Source organism: Methylophilus aquaticus (assembly GCF_030769565.1).
Taxonomy (GTDB): domain Bacteria; phylum Pseudomonadota; class Gammaproteobacteria; order Burkholderiales; family Methylophilaceae; genus Methylophilus; species Methylophilus aquaticus.
Map to the genome: position 1 here is coordinate 1 of NZ_JAVCAP010000038.1, position 19,843 is coordinate 19,843.

At 51.1% G+C, this 19,843-nt stretch carries 23 protein-coding genes and 1 tRNA gene; 12 read left to right on the forward strand and 12 right to left on the reverse strand.

From position 1 onward, the window contains the following. Nucleotides 1-388: 388 nt before the first annotated feature. From Q9291_RS13860 to Q9291_RS13885, 6 genes are all read right to left on the reverse strand, one after another. Nucleotides 389-781 (reverse strand): type II toxin-antitoxin system VapC family toxin, encoded by a 393-nt coding sequence (locus Q9291_RS13860; protein ID WP_306390732.1) that lies wholly within the window; start codon nucleotides 779-781, stop codon nucleotides 389-391. An 11-nt stretch (nucleotides 782-792) separates the two neighbouring features. After that, complete coding sequence (locus Q9291_RS13865) at nucleotides 793-1,062, reverse strand: antitoxin (protein ID WP_306390733.1); 270 nt, start codon at nucleotides 1,060-1,062, stop codon at nucleotides 793-795. A 184-nt stretch (nucleotides 1,063-1,246) separates the two neighbouring features. Continuing rightward, the gene (locus Q9291_RS13870) at nucleotides 1,247-1,888 is read right to left on the reverse strand and encodes an RES family NAD+ phosphorylase (RefSeq protein ID WP_306390734.1); all 642 of its coding nucleotides are present in this window, start codon (nucleotides 1,886-1,888) and stop codon (nucleotides 1,247-1,249) included. A gap of 31 nt (nucleotides 1,889-1,919) precedes the next feature. Continuing rightward, nucleotides 1,920-2,300: an antitoxin Xre-like helix-turn-helix domain-containing protein gene (locus tag Q9291_RS13875; protein ID WP_306390735.1), complete on the reverse strand. Its 381-nt coding sequence runs from the start codon at nucleotides 2,298-2,300 to the stop codon at nucleotides 1,920-1,922. Between the two features lie 53 nt (nucleotides 2,301-2,353). Next, complete coding sequence (locus Q9291_RS13880; RefSeq protein ID WP_306390736.1) at nucleotides 2,354-2,965, reverse strand: glutathione S-transferase; 612 nt, start codon at nucleotides 2,963-2,965, stop codon at nucleotides 2,354-2,356. Next, on the reverse strand, nucleotides 2,965-3,981 hold the full coding sequence (locus tag Q9291_RS13885; RefSeq protein ID WP_306390737.1) for a quinone-dependent dihydroorotate dehydrogenase: 1,017 nt from the start codon (nucleotides 3,979-3,981) through the stop codon (nucleotides 2,965-2,967). The genes Q9291_RS13880 and Q9291_RS13885 overlap by 1 nt, the downstream gene beginning before the upstream one ends. A gap of 167 nt (nucleotides 3,982-4,148) precedes the next feature. Here Q9291_RS13885 and Q9291_RS13890 point away from each other — a divergent pair, with 167 nt between their 5' ends. After that, nucleotides 4,149-4,274: a DUF3149 domain-containing protein gene (locus Q9291_RS13890; RefSeq protein WP_306390738.1), complete on the forward strand. Its 126-nt coding sequence runs from the start codon at nucleotides 4,149-4,151 to the stop codon at nucleotides 4,272-4,274. A gap of 81 nt (nucleotides 4,275-4,355) precedes the next feature. Here the strand turns inward: Q9291_RS13890 and Q9291_RS13895 are convergent, their stop codons facing one another. Beyond that, nucleotides 4,356-8,225: a DUF3683 domain-containing protein gene (locus Q9291_RS13895; RefSeq protein WP_306390739.1), complete on the reverse strand. Its 3,870-nt coding sequence runs from the start codon at nucleotides 8,223-8,225 to the stop codon at nucleotides 4,356-4,358. A gap of 111 nt (nucleotides 8,226-8,336) precedes the next feature. Here Q9291_RS13895 and Q9291_RS13900 point away from each other — a divergent pair, with 111 nt between their 5' ends. The 3 genes from Q9291_RS13900 to Q9291_RS13910 are packed head-to-tail and all read left to right on the forward strand — an operon-like array spanning nucleotide 8,337 to nucleotide 10,012. After that, a complete protein-coding gene (locus tag Q9291_RS13900) occupies nucleotides 8,337-8,822 on the forward strand; it encodes a TlpA disulfide reductase family protein (RefSeq protein WP_306390740.1) in 486 nt (161 codons plus the stop codon). 36 nt (nucleotides 8,823-8,858) lie between these two features. Further along, on the forward strand, nucleotides 8,859-9,269 hold the full coding sequence (locus tag Q9291_RS13905) for a CopD family protein (RefSeq protein WP_306390741.1): 411 nt from the start codon (nucleotides 8,859-8,861) through the stop codon (nucleotides 9,267-9,269). A gap of 2 nt (nucleotides 9,270-9,271) precedes the next feature. Then, nucleotides 9,272-10,012 (forward strand): hypothetical protein, encoded by a 741-nt coding sequence (locus Q9291_RS13910; protein WP_306390742.1) that lies wholly within the window; start codon nucleotides 9,272-9,274, stop codon nucleotides 10,010-10,012. A gap of 74 nt (nucleotides 10,013-10,086) precedes the next feature. On the opposite strand, the gene Q9291_RS13915 is transcribed toward Q9291_RS13910, so the two are convergent. After that, on the reverse strand, nucleotides 10,087-10,587 hold the full coding sequence (locus tag Q9291_RS13915; protein ID WP_306390743.1) for an SRPBCC family protein: 501 nt from the start codon (nucleotides 10,585-10,587) through the stop codon (nucleotides 10,087-10,089). A 153-nt stretch (nucleotides 10,588-10,740) separates the two neighbouring features. Between Q9291_RS13915 and Q9291_RS13920 the strand changes: the two genes are divergently transcribed. The 5 genes from Q9291_RS13920 to Q9291_RS13940 all read left to right on the forward strand — a co-directional run bounded on the left by Q9291_RS13920 (nucleotide 10,741) and on the right by Q9291_RS13940 (nucleotide 14,626). After that, nucleotides 10,741-11,307, forward strand: coding sequence for a TetR/AcrR family transcriptional regulator (locus tag Q9291_RS13920; RefSeq protein ID WP_306390744.1), 567 nt, complete (start codon nucleotides 10,741-10,743; stop codon nucleotides 11,305-11,307). A 115-nt stretch (nucleotides 11,308-11,422) separates the two neighbouring features. Then, nucleotides 11,423-12,388, forward strand: coding sequence for a carbohydrate kinase family protein (locus Q9291_RS13925; protein WP_306390745.1), 966 nt, complete (start codon nucleotides 11,423-11,425; stop codon nucleotides 12,386-12,388). A gap of 25 nt (nucleotides 12,389-12,413) precedes the next feature. Then, a complete protein-coding gene (locus tag Q9291_RS13930) occupies nucleotides 12,414-12,872 on the forward strand; it encodes an outer membrane lipoprotein (RefSeq protein WP_306390746.1) in 459 nt (152 codons plus the stop codon). A gap of 148 nt (nucleotides 12,873-13,020) precedes the next feature. Next, nucleotides 13,021-13,827 (forward strand): GNAT family N-acetyltransferase, encoded by an 807-nt coding sequence (locus tag Q9291_RS13935; protein WP_306390747.1) that lies wholly within the window; start codon nucleotides 13,021-13,023, stop codon nucleotides 13,825-13,827. A gap of 1 nt (nucleotide 13,828) precedes the next feature. Further along, nucleotides 13,829-14,626 carry a lysophospholipid acyltransferase family protein gene (locus Q9291_RS13940; RefSeq protein WP_306390748.1) on the forward strand — a complete coding sequence of 266 codons (798 nt, stop codon included), beginning with the start codon at nucleotides 13,829-13,831 and terminating at the stop codon, nucleotides 14,624-14,626. Here Q9291_RS13940 and Q9291_RS13945 read toward each other — a convergent pair. The 4 genes from Q9291_RS13945 to Q9291_RS13960 form a co-directional block, all read right to left on the reverse strand. Beyond that, on the reverse strand, nucleotides 14,592-15,359 hold the full coding sequence (locus Q9291_RS13945) for a TSUP family transporter (RefSeq protein ID WP_306390749.1): 768 nt from the start codon (nucleotides 15,357-15,359) through the stop codon (nucleotides 14,592-14,594). The genes Q9291_RS13940 and Q9291_RS13945 overlap by 35 nt on opposite strands. A gap of 17 nt (nucleotides 15,360-15,376) precedes the next feature. Next, nucleotides 15,377-16,213 (reverse strand): symmetrical bis(5'-nucleosyl)-tetraphosphatase, encoded by an 837-nt coding sequence (locus tag Q9291_RS13950; RefSeq protein ID WP_306390750.1) that lies wholly within the window; start codon nucleotides 16,211-16,213, stop codon nucleotides 15,377-15,379. A gap of 83 nt (nucleotides 16,214-16,296) precedes the next feature. Then, nucleotides 16,297-16,803, reverse strand: coding sequence for a c-type cytochrome (locus Q9291_RS13955; protein WP_306390751.1), 507 nt, complete (start codon nucleotides 16,801-16,803; stop codon nucleotides 16,297-16,299). Between the two features lie 163 nt (nucleotides 16,804-16,966). Then, on the reverse strand, nucleotides 16,967-18,466 hold the full coding sequence (locus Q9291_RS13960) for a choice-of-anchor I family protein (RefSeq protein ID WP_306390752.1): 1,500 nt from the start codon (nucleotides 18,464-18,466) through the stop codon (nucleotides 16,967-16,969). 213 nt (nucleotides 18,467-18,679) lie between these two features. On the opposite strand from Q9291_RS13960, the gene Q9291_RS13965 reads away from it, so the two are divergent. The 3 genes from Q9291_RS13965 (at nucleotide 18,680) to Q9291_RS13975 (ending at nucleotide 19,609) form a co-directional block, all read left to right on the forward strand. After that, nucleotides 18,680-18,756, forward strand: a tRNA-Arg gene (locus Q9291_RS13965). 222 nt (nucleotides 18,757-18,978) lie between these two features. Further along, a complete protein-coding gene (locus tag Q9291_RS13970; protein ID WP_306390753.1) occupies nucleotides 18,979-19,221 on the forward strand; it encodes a type II toxin-antitoxin system Phd/YefM family antitoxin in 243 nt (80 codons plus the stop codon). 1 nt (nucleotide 19,222) lies between these two features. Next, nucleotides 19,223-19,609: a type II toxin-antitoxin system VapC family toxin gene (locus Q9291_RS13975; RefSeq protein ID WP_306390754.1), complete on the forward strand. Its 387-nt coding sequence runs from the start codon at nucleotides 19,223-19,225 to the stop codon at nucleotides 19,607-19,609. The last annotated feature ends 234 nt before the right edge of the window (nucleotides 19,610-19,843 follow it).

The following is a 19,843-nucleotide window of genomic DNA, read 5'->3' on the forward strand; positions in this document are numbered from 1 at the left end:
GCCGGATGAGTTTTACTTTAAACACCTGCCCGCAACACCCAAGGCAGCTTAAACAGAATCGCAAGATATTTCACTTAAAAAAGCAAACATTCTGTCCAACTAAACGGGGCCACCTCTAGCGGTAAGTTGGTTCTATGAGTTCCCAGATGAATATTAACTTCCAAATGATCTTGCATGTGATGCAAGTCTCTTTTGGATAAGTGATTCAATTTCAGTCATCAAAGGCCTCAGGTTCTCAACTTCATCTGAATGATCTTCAACACTTCCTGTTCTTTTGAACATTACCTTTGTACGAACTCTATCAGAATCGATGGGGTCAGTATCGATTGATTTTAAATGATCATTTTAGCCTACCCCCAAAATCCCATTTATGGTTCCGCTTTTCTAGCTATGCCCAATTCAATAAGGTTAATGGCGCCTCTATTCTTTCGTAATGGCGTGTGTTGTTGGTGACTAATGCCGCGTTAGCGGAGAGTGAATGGGCGGCGATCATCATATCCATTTCGCCTATTGGTTGACCACTTGTGACGAGTTGATGTCTGATCTCTGCATAGTCATTTGCAGCCTCACTATCCCACGGTAAAACTCTAACGATGGTTAAAAATTGCCTGACAGTGCTTTGTAAGGGATGATTTTCAGCGAGGCGTTTTAAACCGTACATGAGTTCTGCCTGTGTGATCACGGAAACACAAACCATCGCGGGGCTTAATAGGGATAGCTTTTTTTCTACTTGTGGAGACTTGCCTTTGATGAGATAGCTTGCCGTATCGGTATCGAGCATGTGTAACACACTCATTCAAGCTCACCATCAAATAAGTGGCGCTCTTGAGGTGGTGTGTTCATGGGTCTATCCTGCATAAAATCATCGGTAGTATTGATACTGTGTAATTTCTGAAAAAAATCCCCCCAAGCGTAATTGCCAGGGCGAGAAGAGAGTATCACATCCCCTGTGACGTGGTTTTTTGCAATGTAAACCTCATTCCCTTCAAAGCGAAATTCTGCGGGCAACCTTACCGCTTGGCTTGCCCCATTTTTGAATAGTTTTGCTTTTTTTGCTTCCATCGCAAACCCCTTCCAAGCCAAAAGTATATACAAAAAGATATACTATACTCTTTTTATATGGTGTCAATTCTTGGGTGAATCTGCAAAACGGAGGCATCAGACTTGATTAATGGGCATTTCTATAAATTAAAATCAGCTAAGCCCTCTTAATCGTGCATACGTTTATGCTCAACTGCACGTAAATTCATTGCCATAATAAAGAATTAAAAGTAAACGACTCATAGTCTCTACGCCAAATCACTTCTTGAGTATTCACAGCCAGCCACCACGTCTGTTTTTCTGGTCTAGGTGCATTTTCTTTAAACCCTTGCGGAGTCAATACCGCAACACACCACGCTGGTTGCGGGTCTCTCACAGAGGTGTAAATAATAGCGCCTAAATTCACATCCTTTGCTGTGACTGCTAGAGCTTGCGTAGCTTGATAATTTGTTTTGTGTTGCCATACAGGGTCTTGATTAAACGGTGAATTTCTTAAATCAATCGCTTGTGTGGCGAATGACAGTTGAAAGGCGGTGTGAGGTACTGGCTCTATGCGGCTGAGTGCAGGCGCATCCATGAGAAAGCGCCAGCGCCAATAGCCTAGCTCGGCTGCGGCGGTGCGTACGGTTTCTGCAACATAAAATACGCCGGGGTCATTGGGGCCGCGAAAACGGGAGCCGTCAGCGCGGCTGGGGTAACGGAATGGCGTAGCGAGCAGGTAGTCCAGTTGTTGGGTATTAGCGGCGTAAGACGGCTTGTTGCTATCGAGCAATGTTTCAAGCAAGGTTTGCTCGGCTTCGGTATCGACCAGCTTCATGGTGGAGGCAATATGTTGCGCCTCGACCATGCGTCAGGCTAATGATGCCCAGGCAAAAGCCTCAGACGATACCGCGTGAGGTGTCCAGGTATTGGACGACACGGACCAGGCCTTCAGTTTGTTTAATCAGGTCGATGGGGCGCGCATTGAGCGCGAGGTTTGGATTGTTTAACCAGACACGGGCGGTTTCGTCATTGTTGACGATGGAATCCAGCGAGCGGAATGCGCGGACAAACAGCAAGGCAAAATCCCATTCTTTGCGTTTTTGGTCGAGGATATAGTCACCGCTGTACAGACGGGTGATGGTGGCAGGACTCAGACCAAGAATGCTTGCCAACGAGGCTTTGGAAATCTGCAACCGTTCAGCCGCGCGGCTTACTGCTTTGGTTAGCACCGATTGTTCATCGGCTTGGGTGACGGTATTTTGTGTGGTTGCGCCCATAGGCAATCCTTTCTGTTGAAACTTTACAAACAATATTATTTCACCAGAAAGACTTACTCTGTGTAAGTCGGAAACTTCTGCATCACCTGTGCAAATAACGCGCTTTCCAACCACCCATCTAACCAGCCACGTAATTTCACATACTCGCTACCAGCAAACCACGCTGCATCCACCGCGGCAAACTGTCGGATAAACGGAAATATTGCGACATCAGCCATGCTAGCTGTTTCACCCAACAAATAGTCATGCTGCTTTAATGCAGCTTCCAGCCTTTGCAAAAAATGCTCGCCCTGTTCACGGTAAAAGGGTTGCGCATGCTCAGGATAGCGGTCGGGATATTTATAGCGGTCCAGCGCTTGTTTAAACTCGCCATCGTTAATGGCAATCAGGTGATTCACCGCCTCACGGTCTACATTTAGCCAACCTTGCGGATCATTTTGTGTAAGTGCCCATTGCATGATATCTAGGCTTTGCTCTAGCACGGTGCCATCAGGCAGTTGTAATACTGGTACGGTACCTTTGGGCGAAATATGCAACAAGTGCGCAGGCTTTTCGCGCAGGAAAATCTCGCGCACTTCGACCTGAATATTCGCCGCCCAGATCGCCATACGGGCACGCATGGCGTAGGGGCAGCGGCGATAAGAGTAGAGAATGGGCAATGCCATTACAGCAAGGCTTTGCGGCAGTCTTTTATCAGTTGTGGCCCCTTATAGATGAGTCCGCTATACAATTGGACTAAGCTGGCACCCGCAGCCATTTTCTCTTTGGCATCCTCACCATTCAAAATACCACCCACGCCTATAATCGGCAGGCTGCCTTGCAGTGAAGTGGCCAGGGTTTGGATGACGCGTGTCGAACCGGTTTTGACGGGCGCGCCTGACAAGCCGCCAGTTTCTTCGGCATGCGGCAAGCCTTGCACTGCGTCACGCGCCAATGTCGTATTGGTAGCAATCACGCTGTCGATGCGGTGCTGCATCAATAAGCCAGCGATTTCCTGCACTTGTTCTGGCGTTAAATCGGGGGCGATCTTCAATGCCAGCGGCACATATTTTCCATGCACTTGTGACAAGATGGCCTGCTCTTTTTTAAGGGTTGCCAGCAGTTGCGCCAGGGCTTCCTTTTCCTGCAGGGCGCGCAAGTTTTTGGTATTGGGCGAGGAAATATTCACCGTGATGTAACTGGCGTAGGCATACACTTTGCGCATGCAGATCAGGTAGTCCTCTGCCGCCAGCTCGTTTGGCGTATCGAAATTCTTGCCGATGTTAATGCCCAATGTCCCCTTGAACTTGGACGCCTTGACATTCTGGATCAGCTGATCCACGCCGAGGTTGTTAAATCCAAAGCGGTTGATAATGGCCTGCGCTTCGGGTAAACGGAACAAACGTGGTTTGGGGTTGCCCGGCTGCGGGCGTGGCGTGACAGTACCAACTTCAATAAAACCAAAGCCGAGCGCTGCCATGCCATCAATCACGGCAGCATTTTTATCCAGGCCTGCGGCGAGGCCAACCGGGTTGGAAAAAGTCAGCCCCATCACTTGTGTCGGTTGTGCTGGCAACCGACCAGCCGCCAACGCCAGGAGCCCAAGTTTCTCAGCACGCCTGAGTGACTGTAAAGTCAAGTCATGCGCCTGCTCTGCATCCAATTGAAACAGCAGCGGTTTAAGCAGTGGATAAATATTCATACGTCACGTTTCCTGAACTAAGTTTTAAGCGTGGCAGTTACCGTGTATTTCAGCGTTTGCCGCTTGCATCACTTTTGCGTTACATCAAAAACCCTGCTTGTAATAGGGTTCAAAATACTCATCAGATTCGTTGCTTGCCAGATGACTCGCTTACAGGAGGAAACCTTATGAAAATTTTGATTGATTTGCTATCGACAGACTATGGTTTGATGAGTTTTATTGTGATTGCCGTGATTTTTGTGGTGATGACCTGGGCGGGCATTTATGTCTACCTTAAAGCCCGCAAGCCATAACAGATATTATCTTAGCAGAAGCGTCTGTCTTTACATGTGCGCATGCAATCACAAACCCCGCGCTGGCGGGGTTTGTGATTTTTACAGCAATACCTTTTCAATCCCACCGTTATTGGCTTTCTGGATATAGCTCTCCATCCAGTTTTCACCCAGCAAATGCTTGGCCATTTCAACCACAATGTAGTCAGCTTCAATGCCGGTATCATCACCGTAGCGTGACAGGCCTTGCAGGCAGCTTGGGCAGGAAGTCAATATCTTGACTGGCTGCTCTGGCGCGCCCACGGTCAAGCCCATTTTGGCCATGCCTTTTTCAAGCTCTTCCTGTTTGCGGAATTTGACCTGCGTCGCAATATCAGGACGTGCTGCTGCGAATGTCCCTGACTCACCACAACAACGGTCATTCAGCGCCACGTCCGCCCCCATCAGCTTGTTAGTGACTTCCAACGGCTTATAGGTCTTCATGGGTGAGTGACATGGGTCGTGATACATGTACCGCGTCCCCGTGATACCCTGCAGTCGCATGTCTTTTTCCATCAGGTACTCATGGATGTCGAGCAAGCGGCAACCCGGGAAAATCTTCTCGAACTCGTATTTCTGCAACTGATCCATACAGGTACCGCAAGACACGATCACCGTTTTGATATCCAGATAGTTGAGCGTGTTGGCCACACGGTGGAACAGTACGCGGTTATCGGCGGTGATTTCCTGACCTTTGTCATGATTGCCAGACGCGGTTTGCGGATAACCGCAGCACAGATAGCCTGGCGGCAGCACGGTAATTGCACCCACCTCATACAGCATAGCTTGCGTGGCCAGACCAACGTTTGAGAACAAGCGCTCGGAACCACAACCCGGGAAATAGAATACAGCCTCGGAATCTTCGGTTACCTTTTGCGGATTGCGGATCACCGGGATCATGGTGTCGTCTTCCACGCCCAACATGGCGCGTGAGGTTTTGGACTGCATTTTCTTCGGCATCGGGCGATTGATGAAATGAATCACCTGCGCCTTGATTTCTGCCTTACCTACCGTGGCCGGTGGGGCTTTCTTGTCCTTGAGCAAGCCAAACTTCTTGGCAAGACTGTTAGCAAAGTTAATTGCCTTGTAGCCCATGCCGATCATGGTCGCGCGCAAGAACTTGATGGTGGCCGGATCTTTGGCATTCAGATACAACATACCGGCTGCGGTGCCCGGATTGAATGTTTTTTTACCTTGCTCACGCAGGAAGTTGCGCATTTTGACCGAGACATCGCCAAAGTCGATATTGACCGGGCACGGTTTTTCACAACGGTGGCAGACCGTGCAGTGGTCAGCCACATCGTTGAATTCATCAAAATGCTTGAGCGAGATGCCACGGCGCGTTTGCTCTTCGTAGAGAAAAGCCTCAATCAGCAGCGAGGTGCCCAGAATCTTGTTACGGGGTGAATATAACAAGTTGGCACGTGGCACATGCGTTGAACACACCGGCTTACACTTGCCGCAGCGCAGGCAGTCAGAAATATCATCGGCAATCTCGCCAATGGCAGATTGCTCCATGATGATGGACTCTTGCTCCAGCAGACCAAAGCTCGGGGTATAGGCATTTTCAAGGCCTGAGCCCGCCAGCAGTTTGCCTTTGTTAAAGTGGCCGTTGGGATCCACTTTCTTTTTGTAGGCGGTAAACGTGTCAATGGTGGCCTGGTCCAAAAATTCCATTTTGGTGATACCAATGCCGTGCTCGCCGGAAATCACGCCATTCAGGCTACGCGCCAGTGCCATCACGCGCGCCACAGCGGCGTGGGCATCTTGCATCATGCCGTAATCGTCGGAGTTGACCGGGATGTTGGTGTGCACGTTACCGTCACCGGCATGCATGTGCAGCGCAATAAATACGCGGCTTTTCAGCACGGTTTTCTGGATCTCATCCAGCTTGTCGAGAATTTTCTGGAACTCGCGACCGGCGAAAATATCTGCCATTGGCCGTTTGAGTTCACGCTTCCAGGACACACGCAAATCATAAGACTGTACGGCACGGAACACATTTTCATACCGCGCGTAGGGTTTACCCATCTCACCCAGCACGCTGACAGGTTCGTCGAGGGTGTTCAAAATCAAACGCCATTTCGCCCGCAGGTCGCGCAGCAATTGCAGGGCAATATTCTGTTTGGATTTGACACCTTCCGGATCAGCATTGCCGTCCTCGTCCGCTTGCAAAGGCAAATCGCCCTGCATGAAAGTTTCCAGCGCATCCACCAGGCGCAGCTTGTTCTGTATGGAAAGCTCGATATTGATGCGTTCGATGCCGTCTGAATATTCACCCAGACGTGGCAGTGGAATCACCACATCTTCGTTGATTTTAAAGGCGTTGGTATGGCGGGCAATGGCCGCTGTACGTGAGCGGTCCAGCCAGAATTTTTTACGCGCCTCGGCAGAGACTGCAATAAAGCCTTCGCCATCGCGGGCATTACACATGCGCACCACTGCAGAGGCGACTTCACCCACGGCATTTTCGTCATCCGAAGCAATGTCACACAACAAGACCATTTTCGGACGTTGCTGGCGCGCAGCTTTGGTCGCATAGCCAACCGCCTTGATGTAGCGCTCGTCCATGTGCTCCAGACCCGCCATAATCACGGCAGGGTCTTGCTTGGCGGTTGCATCAAGGTAATCCTTGATTTCGACAATCGCAGGCACTGCATGCGACACATTGCCAAAAAACTCCAGCGCAATGGTACGCACATGCTTGGGCATGCGGTGCAGAATAAAAGTGGCCGAAGTAATCAGGCCATCGCAGCCTTCTTTTTGAATGCCAGGTAAGCCAGACAGAAATTTGTCTGTCACATCTTTACCCAAGCCGACTTTACGGAAGCTTGGGCCGGGGATTTCTAAAATCTCTGGCTCATCCAGCAGATTTTTATGGTCAATGTCATAACGGCTGATTTTAAAGCGCGCCATTTCAATGTCATGAATTTTGCCCAGGTTGTGGTCCAGCCGTTCCACTTCCAGCCAGGTCGCATCTGGTGTCACCATGCGCCATGAGGCGAGGTTATCCAGCGCCGTACCCCAGAGCACGGCCTTTTTACCGCCAGCGTTCATCGCCACGTTACCGCCGATACAGCAGGCATCGGCAGAGGTTGGGTCGCACGCAAACTCGAGTCCGGCTTCGGTCGCTGCATCCATGGCGCGGCGCGTCACCACACCGGCACCACATTCAATGGTAGCCACCTGACGCGCGACGCCTGGCAAGGTGCGCATTTGCACACCGGTATGCTGGTCCAGCTTTTCGGTATTGATCACCGCAGACAACGGCGTCAATGGTACGGCACCCCCGGTGTAACCGGTACCGCCTCCCCGCGGGATCACCGTCAGGCCGAGTTCGATACAGGTGCGGACCAGATAGGAGATTTCGGCTTCAGTATCCGGATTAATCACCACAAACGGATACTCTACGCGCCAGTCGGTCGCGTCAGTGACGTGAGAAACACGCGCCAATCCATCAAACTGCACGTTATCTTTTCGCGTAAATTTAGTTAGTTTAGCCAAGGCTTTTTTACGCAGATCAGCCGTTTGTTTAAAGTCATCTGCAAATTTCTCAACTGCACGGGTTGCGGCAGTCACCAGCTTTTGCACTTTCTCATTGCCGGCACTACGCTCATCAATCGCAGAAATACGGTGGTACAAAGCCTCGATTAATGCTTTACGGCGTTTGGGATTTTCCAGCAGATCGTCTTGCAGGTAAGGATTACGTGACACCACCCATAAATCGCCCAGCACCTCAAATAACATACGGGCGCTGCGGCCAGTTTTACGCTCGGCGCGCAGTGTGTTGAGAACATCCCAAATATCCTCACCCAGAAACCGAATCACGATTTCGCGGTCAGAAAAGGAGGTATAGTTGTACGGGATTTCGCGCAAACGCGTGAGAGGAGTAGAATTGTGCTTCAACAAATCTGCGTTAACAGGTGCGTTCATTGATAATTTATCAAAATCAAAAGTCAATTATACCACGCTGAATATGTCACAAACACGTTAAACGTACTAGGGTTTTTAAGGTTATACGTCACCATGCCAAACAAATTTTCAATGAAAAAATGGGCAGTGCCATGCGTGGCGCTGGCTCTGCTTGCCGGATTGGCATTTGCCGTCATGCAAAAGCCACAAGCGCCTGATGTGGTATTCACCACACTGGATGGCAAAAAAATTAGCATGCAGGATTTGCGCGGTAAAACCGTGCTCGTTAACTTCTGGGCTACTGACTGCCCGGGCTGCATCAAGGAGATGCCGGCACTGATAGAAACCTACAACCAGTACAAAAACAAAAACTTTGAAGTCATCGCTGTTGCCATGCCTTACGACCCACCCGCCCAGGTGCTGAATTACAGCAAACAAAAAGCCTTGCCGTTCACCGTCATGCATGATGGCTACGGCGAGATGGTGCAAGCTTTCGGTAATGTCAATTTAACACCCACCTCGTTTGTGTTTGATGCAAAAGGCAACCGCCTGCAAAAAGTGATCGGCGAACTTGACTTTGCGCAGCTGCGCAGCCTGATTGCCCAACAGCAGCACTGATCCACCGACACACTATCTACAAGAAAGCCGTTGAATATGTACTGGATCAAAGCTCTCCATATCGTTTTTGTGATCAGTTGGTTTGCCGGCTTGTTCTACTTGCCACGCATTTTCGTCAACCTTGCCATGGAGCAGGAGCCTGCCGCCTATGCCAGACTGATCCTGATGGCACAAAAACTCTTCCGATTCATGCTGCCACTGGCAGTACTGGCGCTTATTTTTGGCATCTGGCTCTGGCAAGGATACGGCATCAGCGGCGGCTGGATGCATGCCAAACTGACACTGGTCGCCCTGCTGGTGGCGTATCACCATTATTGCGGCAGGCTGCTCAAGCAGTTTATTGCAGGGCAAAACAGGCACTCGCATATCTGGTATCGCTGGTTTAACGAGGTGCCGGTATTGGTGCTGTTTGCAGTGGTCATTCTGGTCGTGGTTAAACCGTTTTAATCATGTCAGATCACCTGCTGCAATCTGACTGGCTGATTCGGATGCTGGATAAATCCGGCAAACGCCCCAAACAGAAACTGCTGGGATTGTTTAACATTCTCGACGATCTGCTTTCCAGTCCGCTCGCAATCCAGTCCGACTCGCGAAATAACGACCAGCAAGCCTATCGCTTGCAAGCCTACCTCACCATCCAGTCGCAACTGGCGGGTGCGCGCCTGCCCGAAATGCTGGCCAATCAACTGTATTTTATGGCAGTGAGTGCCTGTCGCGAAAAACAACTGCACCCGGATTCAACCGCACTGCTGCACGCGCAACAGGCGGCACAGGCGTTAATTAATGAACAGACGCAACGTGAGATTGACTGGCTGGCTGTGCGCAACTACAGCGTGGTTGCACTGACGCTGGTTCTGGGCATCTCCAGCGGATACTTCTGGCATATGCAGTTCGACAGCGCACCAACAACGGTTGCCACTGTCACACATGAACCTCCACCTCGCCCACTATCACAAGAAGCCAGTCCGGCTGAAACTGCTGCCATATATAGTCGACTGGAAACAATGAAACATGGTGATTGCAGACTGATAGAAGCCATTCAACTGCCCGAACGACTCAAAAGTGTTTACATTGAAAATGTGATCAACGGCCATGTGACAGGGAATCGTGAAGAACAGATTCTGGTGAATCAGTTACTTGATCAGGTGCAGTGCAACTACACACCCAAACTGATGGCCAACTCCAAATAAAAATGCCATTACCTGCATGCAGGTAATGGCACCCCTCCTTCGCCCACTATTCGAGATTAAATACGCTTGAAATGTTATGGGAAGATTTTTTTCAACTGATTCAAGCCACCGTCATAAACACCCTTGATGGTATCGGAAGCCGTTTTTTCATCCGCAGGCGCTTTCGGCAAAAAGTGACTTTCCCATACAACCACTGATTTGCCAGCGCCGTTGCTGTGTACGCTCAACGTAGATGCATACTCACTCACCGGCAATACACCATCAGTAATCTTATAGGCATAGGTTTTGCCTTTTGGATTGTACGCAGTCAAAGTTTCGTTAATTTTTCCGCCATCCTGCAAGGTCAATACGCGCTTGGCACCCGCTTTACTTGCCTGACCAGAAACGATCTCTGTCTTGGCAACGGCCGGATGCCATGCACCCAGATCACCAAAGTTTGAAACTTTCTCCCAGACCACCTCTACCGGCTGATTCAATTCTACTGACTTGACCACAAATAATGGCTCAGCCGCTAATGCTGCGGAAGCAAAACCAGCCAGCAAGGTTGTGAACAATACAGATTTCATTTTAGTCATGATTTTCTCCTTGGTTAAATAACGCTTCGTACACGAAAATATACTATACGGTATAGTATATTTAACACGATAACCAAAGTCAATCAATAGGATTAATTCCTAATACATCCCCAAGGCAGTATACAAGACGGTATAGAGTGCTATAATTATTTTATGAATGCGTTAAAGCAAAAAATTCTGCAGGTGTCGACTGACCTGTTTCAGACCCGTGGCATCAATTCCACCGGGGTGGATACGATTGTGGCTGTCGCTGGCACCACAAAAATGACGCTGTACAAATATTTTTCAACCAAAGAAGAATTGATCCTGGCCGTGTTGCAGCAAAGTCATCAGGACTTTCAGAGCTGGATGAATGACAAGCTGGGCGGCCTCGGTGACAAACCGGACGAAAAAATCCAAAAACTGTTCGACTTTATTGAAGAGTGGGTCACTTCACCCACCTTTGTTGGCGTAGCCTTTATTAAAGCCTCTGCCGAATTTCCCAATGAAGAAAATCGTATCCACCAGTTGTCGTCGCAGCAATCTCGCGAATTCCGTCAGTTTATTACCCGGCTAGCACAAGAAGCCAACATCAAGGATGCCGACGGCCTCGCACTGCAACTCTCCATCCTGTTTGAAGGCGCAGTGCAGGCCGAACAAATCAAGCGCGGCTCAGGCGCAATCAAGTCGGCAAAAAAAGCGGCTAAAACGCTGATTGATCTGGCACTCAAGCAATCTTGACCCTTCACATCGCCGTCGGGCGCGCTGCCGCTGGCTTTAGCCCGATATTTAACTTGCCAGCCCGCGCTGGCACAGCAATAATAGTTGATTCTTTTTTGACTAGACTTAACACTGAATGAATATCCTGATTTGCGGCTCCCTGGCCTACGACACCATCATGGTGTTTCCAGACCAGTTTAAAAACCATATTCTTGCGGACAAAATCCATAAACTGAGCGTGGCATTTCTGGTCCCCGAAATGCGCAGGGAGTTTGGCGGCACTGCGGGCAATATTGCCTATAACTTGCAACTGCTTGAAGGCAACCCGCGCATCATGGCGACCGTGGGCGACGATTTTTCGCCTTATGAGGCCTGGCTGGATCAGCACGCCATCGACCGCAATCACATCCAACAAATCAAGGGCAGCTTTACCGCACAGGCGTTTATCACCACCGACCAGGATGACAACCAGATCACCGCCTTTCACCCGGGTGCCATGCAGCACGCCCATGCCAACAGCGTGAAGGATGCCAAAGACATTGTGCTGGCCATTATTGCACCGGATGGTCGTGACGCCATGTTCCAGCATGCCCGTGAATGCTTTGAAGCAGGCATTCCGTTTATGTTTGACCCGGGCCAGGGCTTGCCCATGTTCAACGGTGAAGAGCTGATGCACTTTATTGAGATGGCCGACTATCTGGCAGTGAACGATTATGAGTCGCAGATTATCCAAGATAAAACAGGGCTGACGCTGGAACAACTTGCGGCCAAGGTGAAAGCATTGATTGTGACACTGGGTGGTGAAGGCTCACAAATCTATGCAGAGGGTCAACGCCACGACATTCCATGCGTTAAAGCAGAGGAAATTGTCGATCCAACCGGGTGCGGCGATGCTTACCGCGCCGGATTACTGTACGGCATTGCACGTGGCTGGGACTGGAAAGCGTGCGGACGACTGGCCTCCACAATGGGTGCGATTAAAATAGGCAGCCGCGGTGGCCAGAACCATCAGCCCAACCGTGAACAGATTGAACACATTTACAGCCACGCGCTGGTACAAGATGCGATCAAGGAAGACCCGAGTTTGGGTATGTCAGTATAGGTGTAACGATAGTAAGGAGAAAAATATGAAAGTACGTGTATTGCAGTGGGTAGCAGTCTCGGTCATGGTGGGTGTGTTGGCTGCCTGCGCCAGTTCAAACTCTGGTAGCGTGTACTCAAGGGATGAAGCCCGACGTGCGCAAACGGTTAAAACCGGCGTGGTGGAAAGTGTACGCAGCGTCAAGCTCGAAGGCACCAAGTCTCCTGTAGGGACGATTGCCGGCGGTGCTGTTGGCGGCATTGCGGGTAGCTCGATTGGCGGTGGCCGCGGTAGCGCGATTGCTGCAGTGATAGGCGCCGTCGCTGGCGGTTTGGCAGGATCGGCCGCAGAAGAGGCAGTCACGCGTAAAAACGCCTACGAAATCACCGTCAAACTCGATGGTGGCGGCTTGGTAGCCATTGTGCAAGAGGCTGACGAGGAATTTAAAGCGGGTGAACGTGTACGTATTGTCGAAAATGGCGGCACCTCACGCGTGTCTCACTAAACACCGTTCTGCAAGCATCCACACCTTTAAAACAGGGCGACAGTGTCGCCCTGTTTTGTTTTTCGGCTTCATATAACTGTCACACAGCCGTCAACAATCATTCATAGAGCCGCCCTATCATTTCGCTAAATATTGAAGGAGAAGCGCGATGTTAGACTCAAAACTTCAGCACGTTGACGCAAGCCATGCTGACCTGCCAAGCCAGATCGATTTATCGAATGACATTCACGGGCGGCAGAAGAAACAATCCTCCCTGGTGGTATCGCTGGCAAGCTGCGCCGAAGAAGTGGCTGAAGCACAGCGCTTGCGCTACCAGGTATTTGCCGAGGAAATGGGTGCGCAGATCAAAGGCCACCAAGGTCTGGATGTGGACGGCTTTGATGCCTACTGCGATCATTTACTGGTGCGTGACGAAGCCACGCAGCAAGTGGTCGGCACTTATCGCATCCTCAACCCCATGCAAGCCATGCTGGCAGGAGGCTATTACTCGGCAGGTGAATTTGATTTGAGCCGCCTGGCCCCATTAAGTGACCGTACGGTAGAAGTAGGCCGCGCCTGCGTACATGCTGACTACCGCACTGGCGGCACCATTACCCTGCTCTGGGCGGGGCTGGCCAAATACATGATGGCGCGGCAGTATGAATACATGATTGGCTGCGCCAGTGTTTCCATGCACGATGGCGGGCATTTTGCCGCCTCGCTGTTCAACAGTTTGCGTGATGACCATCTCTCGCCTGCCGAATATCGCGTGTTCCCGCACCACGCCCTACCTATTGAAGCACTGAATCAATCATTGCCGGTCACCTGCCCGCCACTGATCAAAGGGTATTTGCGCCTGGGCGCCTATATTTGCGGCGAACCCGCTTGGGATCCGGCTTTTAATACAGCCGATATGCTGGTATTGTTACCGTTATCACGCATCAACCCCAGATATGCAGCGCATTTCTTAAAATAATTTGCAGTCAACACATTCTTTAGTCCGCGGGTGGCGTATCGCCCGCATCGTCATGCACACCTTCTCCGGCCTCGCCTTGGCAGCGCTGGTACTACCTGTGTGTAACCGCTGGATGCGGCTGGGCCTCATCCAATGGTGGTGCAAGCGCCTGCTGCATTGTTTTAATATGCGTGTCATCACTACCGGCACAGTGCCGGATATTCGCACACATGGCACCATGCTGGTTGGCAACCATGTTTCCTGGTCAGACATTCATGCCATCAACAGCATTATCCCGGTGCGCTTTGTGGCAAAAGTCGAAATCAAAAGCTGGCCGGTATTCGGCTACCTGGTGAGAAAATGCGGGACGATTTTTATTAACCGCACACGCAACCGCGACGCCGCGCGCGTGGTCAATATTGCCAGCCATGCCCTCAAGCTGAATGACAATCTGTGCGTGTTTCCCGAAGGCACCACGACAGAAGGCCTCAGCGTCCTCCCGTTTAAAAGCAGCCTGATTCAGGCGGCAGTGCAGGCGGAAGCCCCGATTATCCCGATGGTCATCCGCTATCCTCTGCCAGATGGCAGCATTAACATGGATGCTGCCTACGCAGGGGATACCACCCTGATCGACTCGATGAATACCTTCCTGCACATGCAGCAACCGGTGATCCATGTGCATTTTTGTACCCCGGTTGCCAGCCTCGGCAAAACCCGGCAGCAACTGGCCAAAGAAATACACGCAAAAATTTCAGCGCAATTACAGGCTTTTGCGGTAGCGCCTGTCACAACCCAGCCATCAGTGGCCAGCCAGTTTTAAGAATCAGCGCCAATACCACCAGTATGAAGAGCTTGCGCACCAGCCCGGCGCCATGCCGGATTGCCAGGTGGGTGCCGCACAAGCTCCCTGCAACATTGGCAGCCGCCATCAGCAGGCCTGCCAGCCACCAGACCTGCCCTACTGACGCCAGTAATAACAAGGCCGCCAGATTGGTGGCCACATTCAGCACTTTGGCATAGGCCGAGGCATGTAAAAAATCCAGCCCCACCAGCCGCACCAGGAGAAAAATAAAAAAACTGCCCGTGCCTGGGCCAAAAAATCCGTCATACCAGCCAATCAACAGCCCCACCACCAGCGTAATCAGCAAGGTGTGACGGACATTCTGCCGCGGTGCATGGGTTAAACCCAGCCGTGGATTACACAGGGTATAAACCAGCACAGCACACAAAATACCCGGCAACAGCTGGCGCAACAGGCGCGGGTCCATGTGTGTCAGCGTCCACGCGCCGAGCAAAGCACCCGCAAACGCCGCCACGGTGGCAGGCCATAGCCAGCGCCAGTCCAGCGTTACCCGCCGGGCATAATTCAATGCAGCCACACTGGTGCCAAACACGCTGGAGCACTTGTTAGTGCCCAGCAACAAGGCGGGGGACATATTGGGGTATGTGGTAAATAGTGCAGGCACAGTGATCAAACCGCCACCCCCCACAATTGCATCGACCACCCCGGCAAAAAAGGCGGCCGCGGTCACCATGCCCAGATCGAGACTCATGGCAGATATCCAGGCATTTAATCGCCCGCCATGCCGGGCGGACGGTCACGCGGGTCCAAGTCAACCTGGATGAAATGGCCGGTTTCCAGTTGACAGGCTGTGAGTTGGCGTCCCCACAGACAACCTGTATCCAGCGCAATCACGCCATCGCCCTGATGCAGGCCCAGGGCGGACCAGTGCCCGAACAAGAGGGTTTGCTGCCCAACAGACTGGCGATCTGGCGCCTGAAACCATGGGTAATACCCGGCAGGAATAGCCTGCACCTCACCCTTGAACGCAAACTCCATTGCCCCCTGTGCATCGCACAAACGCATGCGGGTAAACGCATTGGTAATGGCACGCCAGCGGTCAATTCCAGTCAATCCATCAGACCATGCCGCCGGGGTATTCCCATACATATCATGCAAAAAGTGGGCGTAATCCGGCGCCTGCAACACGGCCTCCACCTCTTCAGCCAAAGCCTTGGCTTGTGGCACTGTCCATTGTGGATACAGCCCTGCATGCAGCATGGCATACCCCTCTTCAAGTACCATCAGCGGCTGTTGCCGCAGCCAGTGCAGCAACTCACCGCCATCGGGCGCCTCAAAAATCTCGTGCAGGGTATCAAAACGATGTGGCCGCCGCACGCCGTGCGCCACGGCAATCGCATGCAAATCGTGGTTACCCAGCACCATGCGGATACTTTGCCTGTGCGCATAACACCAGCGCAGCACGGCCAGCGAACCCGTGCCACGGTTGATAATATCGCCCACCAGCCACAACTGATCGCGGCCTGGCGCAAAGCCAAGCTTGTCGAGCAACTGCATCAGCGAGTGATAACAGCCCTGAATATCACCAATGGCATATCTCGCCATATCCATCCCTTGTTTGCAGCATCATGCTGCATTAGAAACAAAAAAGCCGCTTGCAACAAGCGGCTTGATTGATTGTGCAACCATTATTTCTTTAAACTGGCAGCATCAAATTTGGCCCCGGCCTGGTTAGCCATATAAGCCACGGCATCTGCCACTTCGTGATCGCTCAGCTCGGCATTACCACCCCGTGCCGGCATGCTGCGGATCCCCTCAATCGCATGCTTGACCAATGTTTCATAGCCTTGCGAAATACGTGGTGCCCAATCGCTGGCCACCCCGAGTTTTGGTGCACCCAACGCGCCCACACCGTGACAGGCAATACACACGCCTTTGACGATTTCTTCACCACTTTTTTCAACGTGTGCGCCTGAAGCTTCAGCCACCTCAACAGTAGCCACCGGCTGAATATTCGCTTCAATCTTTTGCTCTGCTGCGGCCACCACTTCTTTGGATGGCTCCTGTTTCTCGCCGCCAATCACACCAAAGAAATACGCCAATACTGAAACCAGCAATGTAAAGCCAAGAATCGCCCCTGGAATGACGATCATCAACTCTTTGAAGCTGGACGAACTGTTACCCTGGTCTGCCATTTTCAAATCCCTAATCCGTTATTAAAAACAACATGGATTATAGCCTACAGCGGCTTGCCGCGGCTAGCCTTTGTCGCGCCAAGCTGCACCGCCCCAAAAGGCAACAAACCCCATGCCAGTGGCATGGGGTTTGTACCATGTGCTTTACAGCAATGTGCGTAGCTTAAGCGCGCTTTTTACGCTTGGCCTGCACCAGTGCCAGCAAGCCTGCCAGCCACAACGCCGCCTGCTCAGGCTCAGGCACTGCCGCCACCTGATACACCGAAGTCGTGCCGGAAACCTCGTTAGCAAACGCCAGATAGGTTTTACCCGCTGCTGTAAACGAGACCAGCCCTTCCGGTGAAATATCGCCCGCTGAGACGATCATATCCAGAAAGCTGACTTTGTTAGGGTCAGTGATATCAAACAAGGCAATCGCCGCCTGCGTAGTGCGCTCCAGCCCAATCGCAGCAATCGTCATACCGCCCAGTTGAAACAGTGCAACACCTTCAGGCTCCACGCCCTTATCATCGCTGCGGCCATCATCATAAATGCCACGCAAGGCTGCCTCTTTATCCAGAATATCGCCACTGTCGTACACCAGCGCACCTGCTGCATCACGAATGCTGAACGAACGGGCACCCGCCACATACAAATCTCCCGCGGTTGAATCGGTGGTTGAAATTTGCAAGCGTGCCGCATCGCCCGACACGCCCAAACTGGAAGCACGGGCTTTATCCGCATCATCCTCACGGTAATCCCCCTCGTTCGCCATCACCAAATAAGTGCTGCCAGCAGACTGGTAAGTCGCGATGCCATCAGGCATATACAAGCCTTTGACGTTAGGGCTGACAAAGTTGATGCCGCCACGGTCACTTGGATCAATCTGGTTACCCGGCGCACTGAAATCTTTGGCACCCAAGCCGACCACTGACTGGAAAGTATTGGTATTCAAATCCAGAATACCAATCGCATTAGCCTCCTGCAACGTCACATAGGCCTTGCTGCCATCTGCGCTCACCGCAATATACTCTGGCTCAAAATCCATGCCGGTATTGGTGCGGATATGCGTCCCTGTCGTCGCAACGCCGCCCAAGGTGGCCGTGGCTGCCACGGCTCTGGTGGTCATATCAATCACCGTCACACTGCCCACCGGGTCACTGGCAGAAGCGCCGTAATTGGCAGGCACCGTGTTACCCACTTTGCTGCCATACACACTCGGCGTGCCCTCATTGGCCACCAGCAATTTAGAACCATCCGGCGTAAACGTAAGCATGTCCGGCAAAGCCCCCACCGCAATCGTGTTAGTCCCCGCCAGCAAACTGCGTGTAGAAGTATCAAACAAGGTCACCACACCCGCATTGGTGCGCACACTGTTTTCAATCGCAAACGCCGCCACACCATTTTTAACCGTTACGCTATTAATGCTGCCATAGCTGCGCGTATCAATATGCTGCACCAATGAACCGGATGTTGCGTTCAGCACATCCACGCCCGTCACCCCGGCCACCCACAACGTATTGGTCAGCTGATCATACGCAGGAATCTCCGACAACAACCCACTCACGCCTGTGCTGGCATGGTCGTAAGTCCACATTTTTGAAAACGTAACAGATGAAGTGGCCGCCTGTGCCGCAGACATGCTCAACAACGCCAGACTGGTCATATAAAACAGTTTTTTCATTGCAAACCTCTCGTGTGAATTTATTGATATCCATTTATTCACAAGAGCATACAAAAGCGATATGACAGGCAATTGACATGGCCTAGTCCGCACTAGAACATTAAAAAAAACCATACCAGCCCATGCCATGCCAGCCACCACGCAAAAAATACTCAAGCCAGCCCCGGCAATCAGCAAAGAAAGCCTCCGAAACTTTGCTATAATCGCGCCATTGCGCCCGTAGCTCAGCTGGATAGAGTATTGGTTTCCGAAGCCAAGGGTCGTGAGTTCGAATCTCGCCGGGCGCACCACAAGTAAAAAAACAAAGCCAAGATAGTGTTCACTAGCTTGGCTTTTTTATTGTTTAAAGCAGATAGTACACAATCAAACGAGCCCCCTTTGCTTTTACTCGACCGAACATAAATGCTGGGTTGTTCCACAGGCCTGTAACCTGTCATGGTTTAAAAAAATCTTTACGCAAAACAATCCGAGGTTTAAACTAAACCAACTAAACTTAGTTTAATGAGCGTCTCATGCAAATTATCAACATACACGAAGCAAAAACACAGCTTTCCAAATTGGTGGACCAAGCTGTGAATGGAGAGTCTTTCATTATCGCCAAGGCAGGTAAGCCTCTGGTAAAAGTAACTAGACTAGAGGCTCAAGAGGCATCTGCGCCCAAACGCATCGGTTTTATGAAAGACCAAATCCAGGTGCCAGAGGATTTTGACGTCATGGGTGCCGCCGAAATCGCCAACCTGTTTGGGGTGGAATAATATGCGGCTATTGTTGGACACCCATATTCTGCTGTGGGCAGCAGCAGGGTCGGATCAGCTTTCAAGTAACGCAAAATCCCTGATTGAAAACCCGGAAAACCAACTGTATTTCAGCAGCGCTAGCCTGTGGGAAATCGCCATCAAAAACAAACTGGGGCGTGCTGATTTTAAAGTTGATCTGGCCGTATTAAGACGCAGCCTGCTGGATAACGGATTTGAAGAAATTATGATCAACAGCAAACACGCGATTAGTGTTGAAACTCTGCCAGACCTTCATAAAGACCCATTTGATCGTATGCTGTTATCACAAACGTTGGTAGAGGGTGTTACCTTGGTGACGGCTGATAGCCTTGTCGCACAGTATCCTGTGGCGCTTATCAACGTTTAATACTTTGGGCTTGCAGTAGAAATTGATGAGGTAATCATTAACATTCATGATGTTGTTAGATCGGGGCAATTGGCTCCAGTTTTTATTAGAATAATGACTCTATTTGCTAAGATGCTAGACCTCGTATCATGTCATTGCTGAACAAAAATCTCCGACAAGCCTTACACTATTGCCTGTGATTGAGTCAGCTGAGTCGAGTGACATCGGCTAGACTTTAGGCCAATAATATCAAAG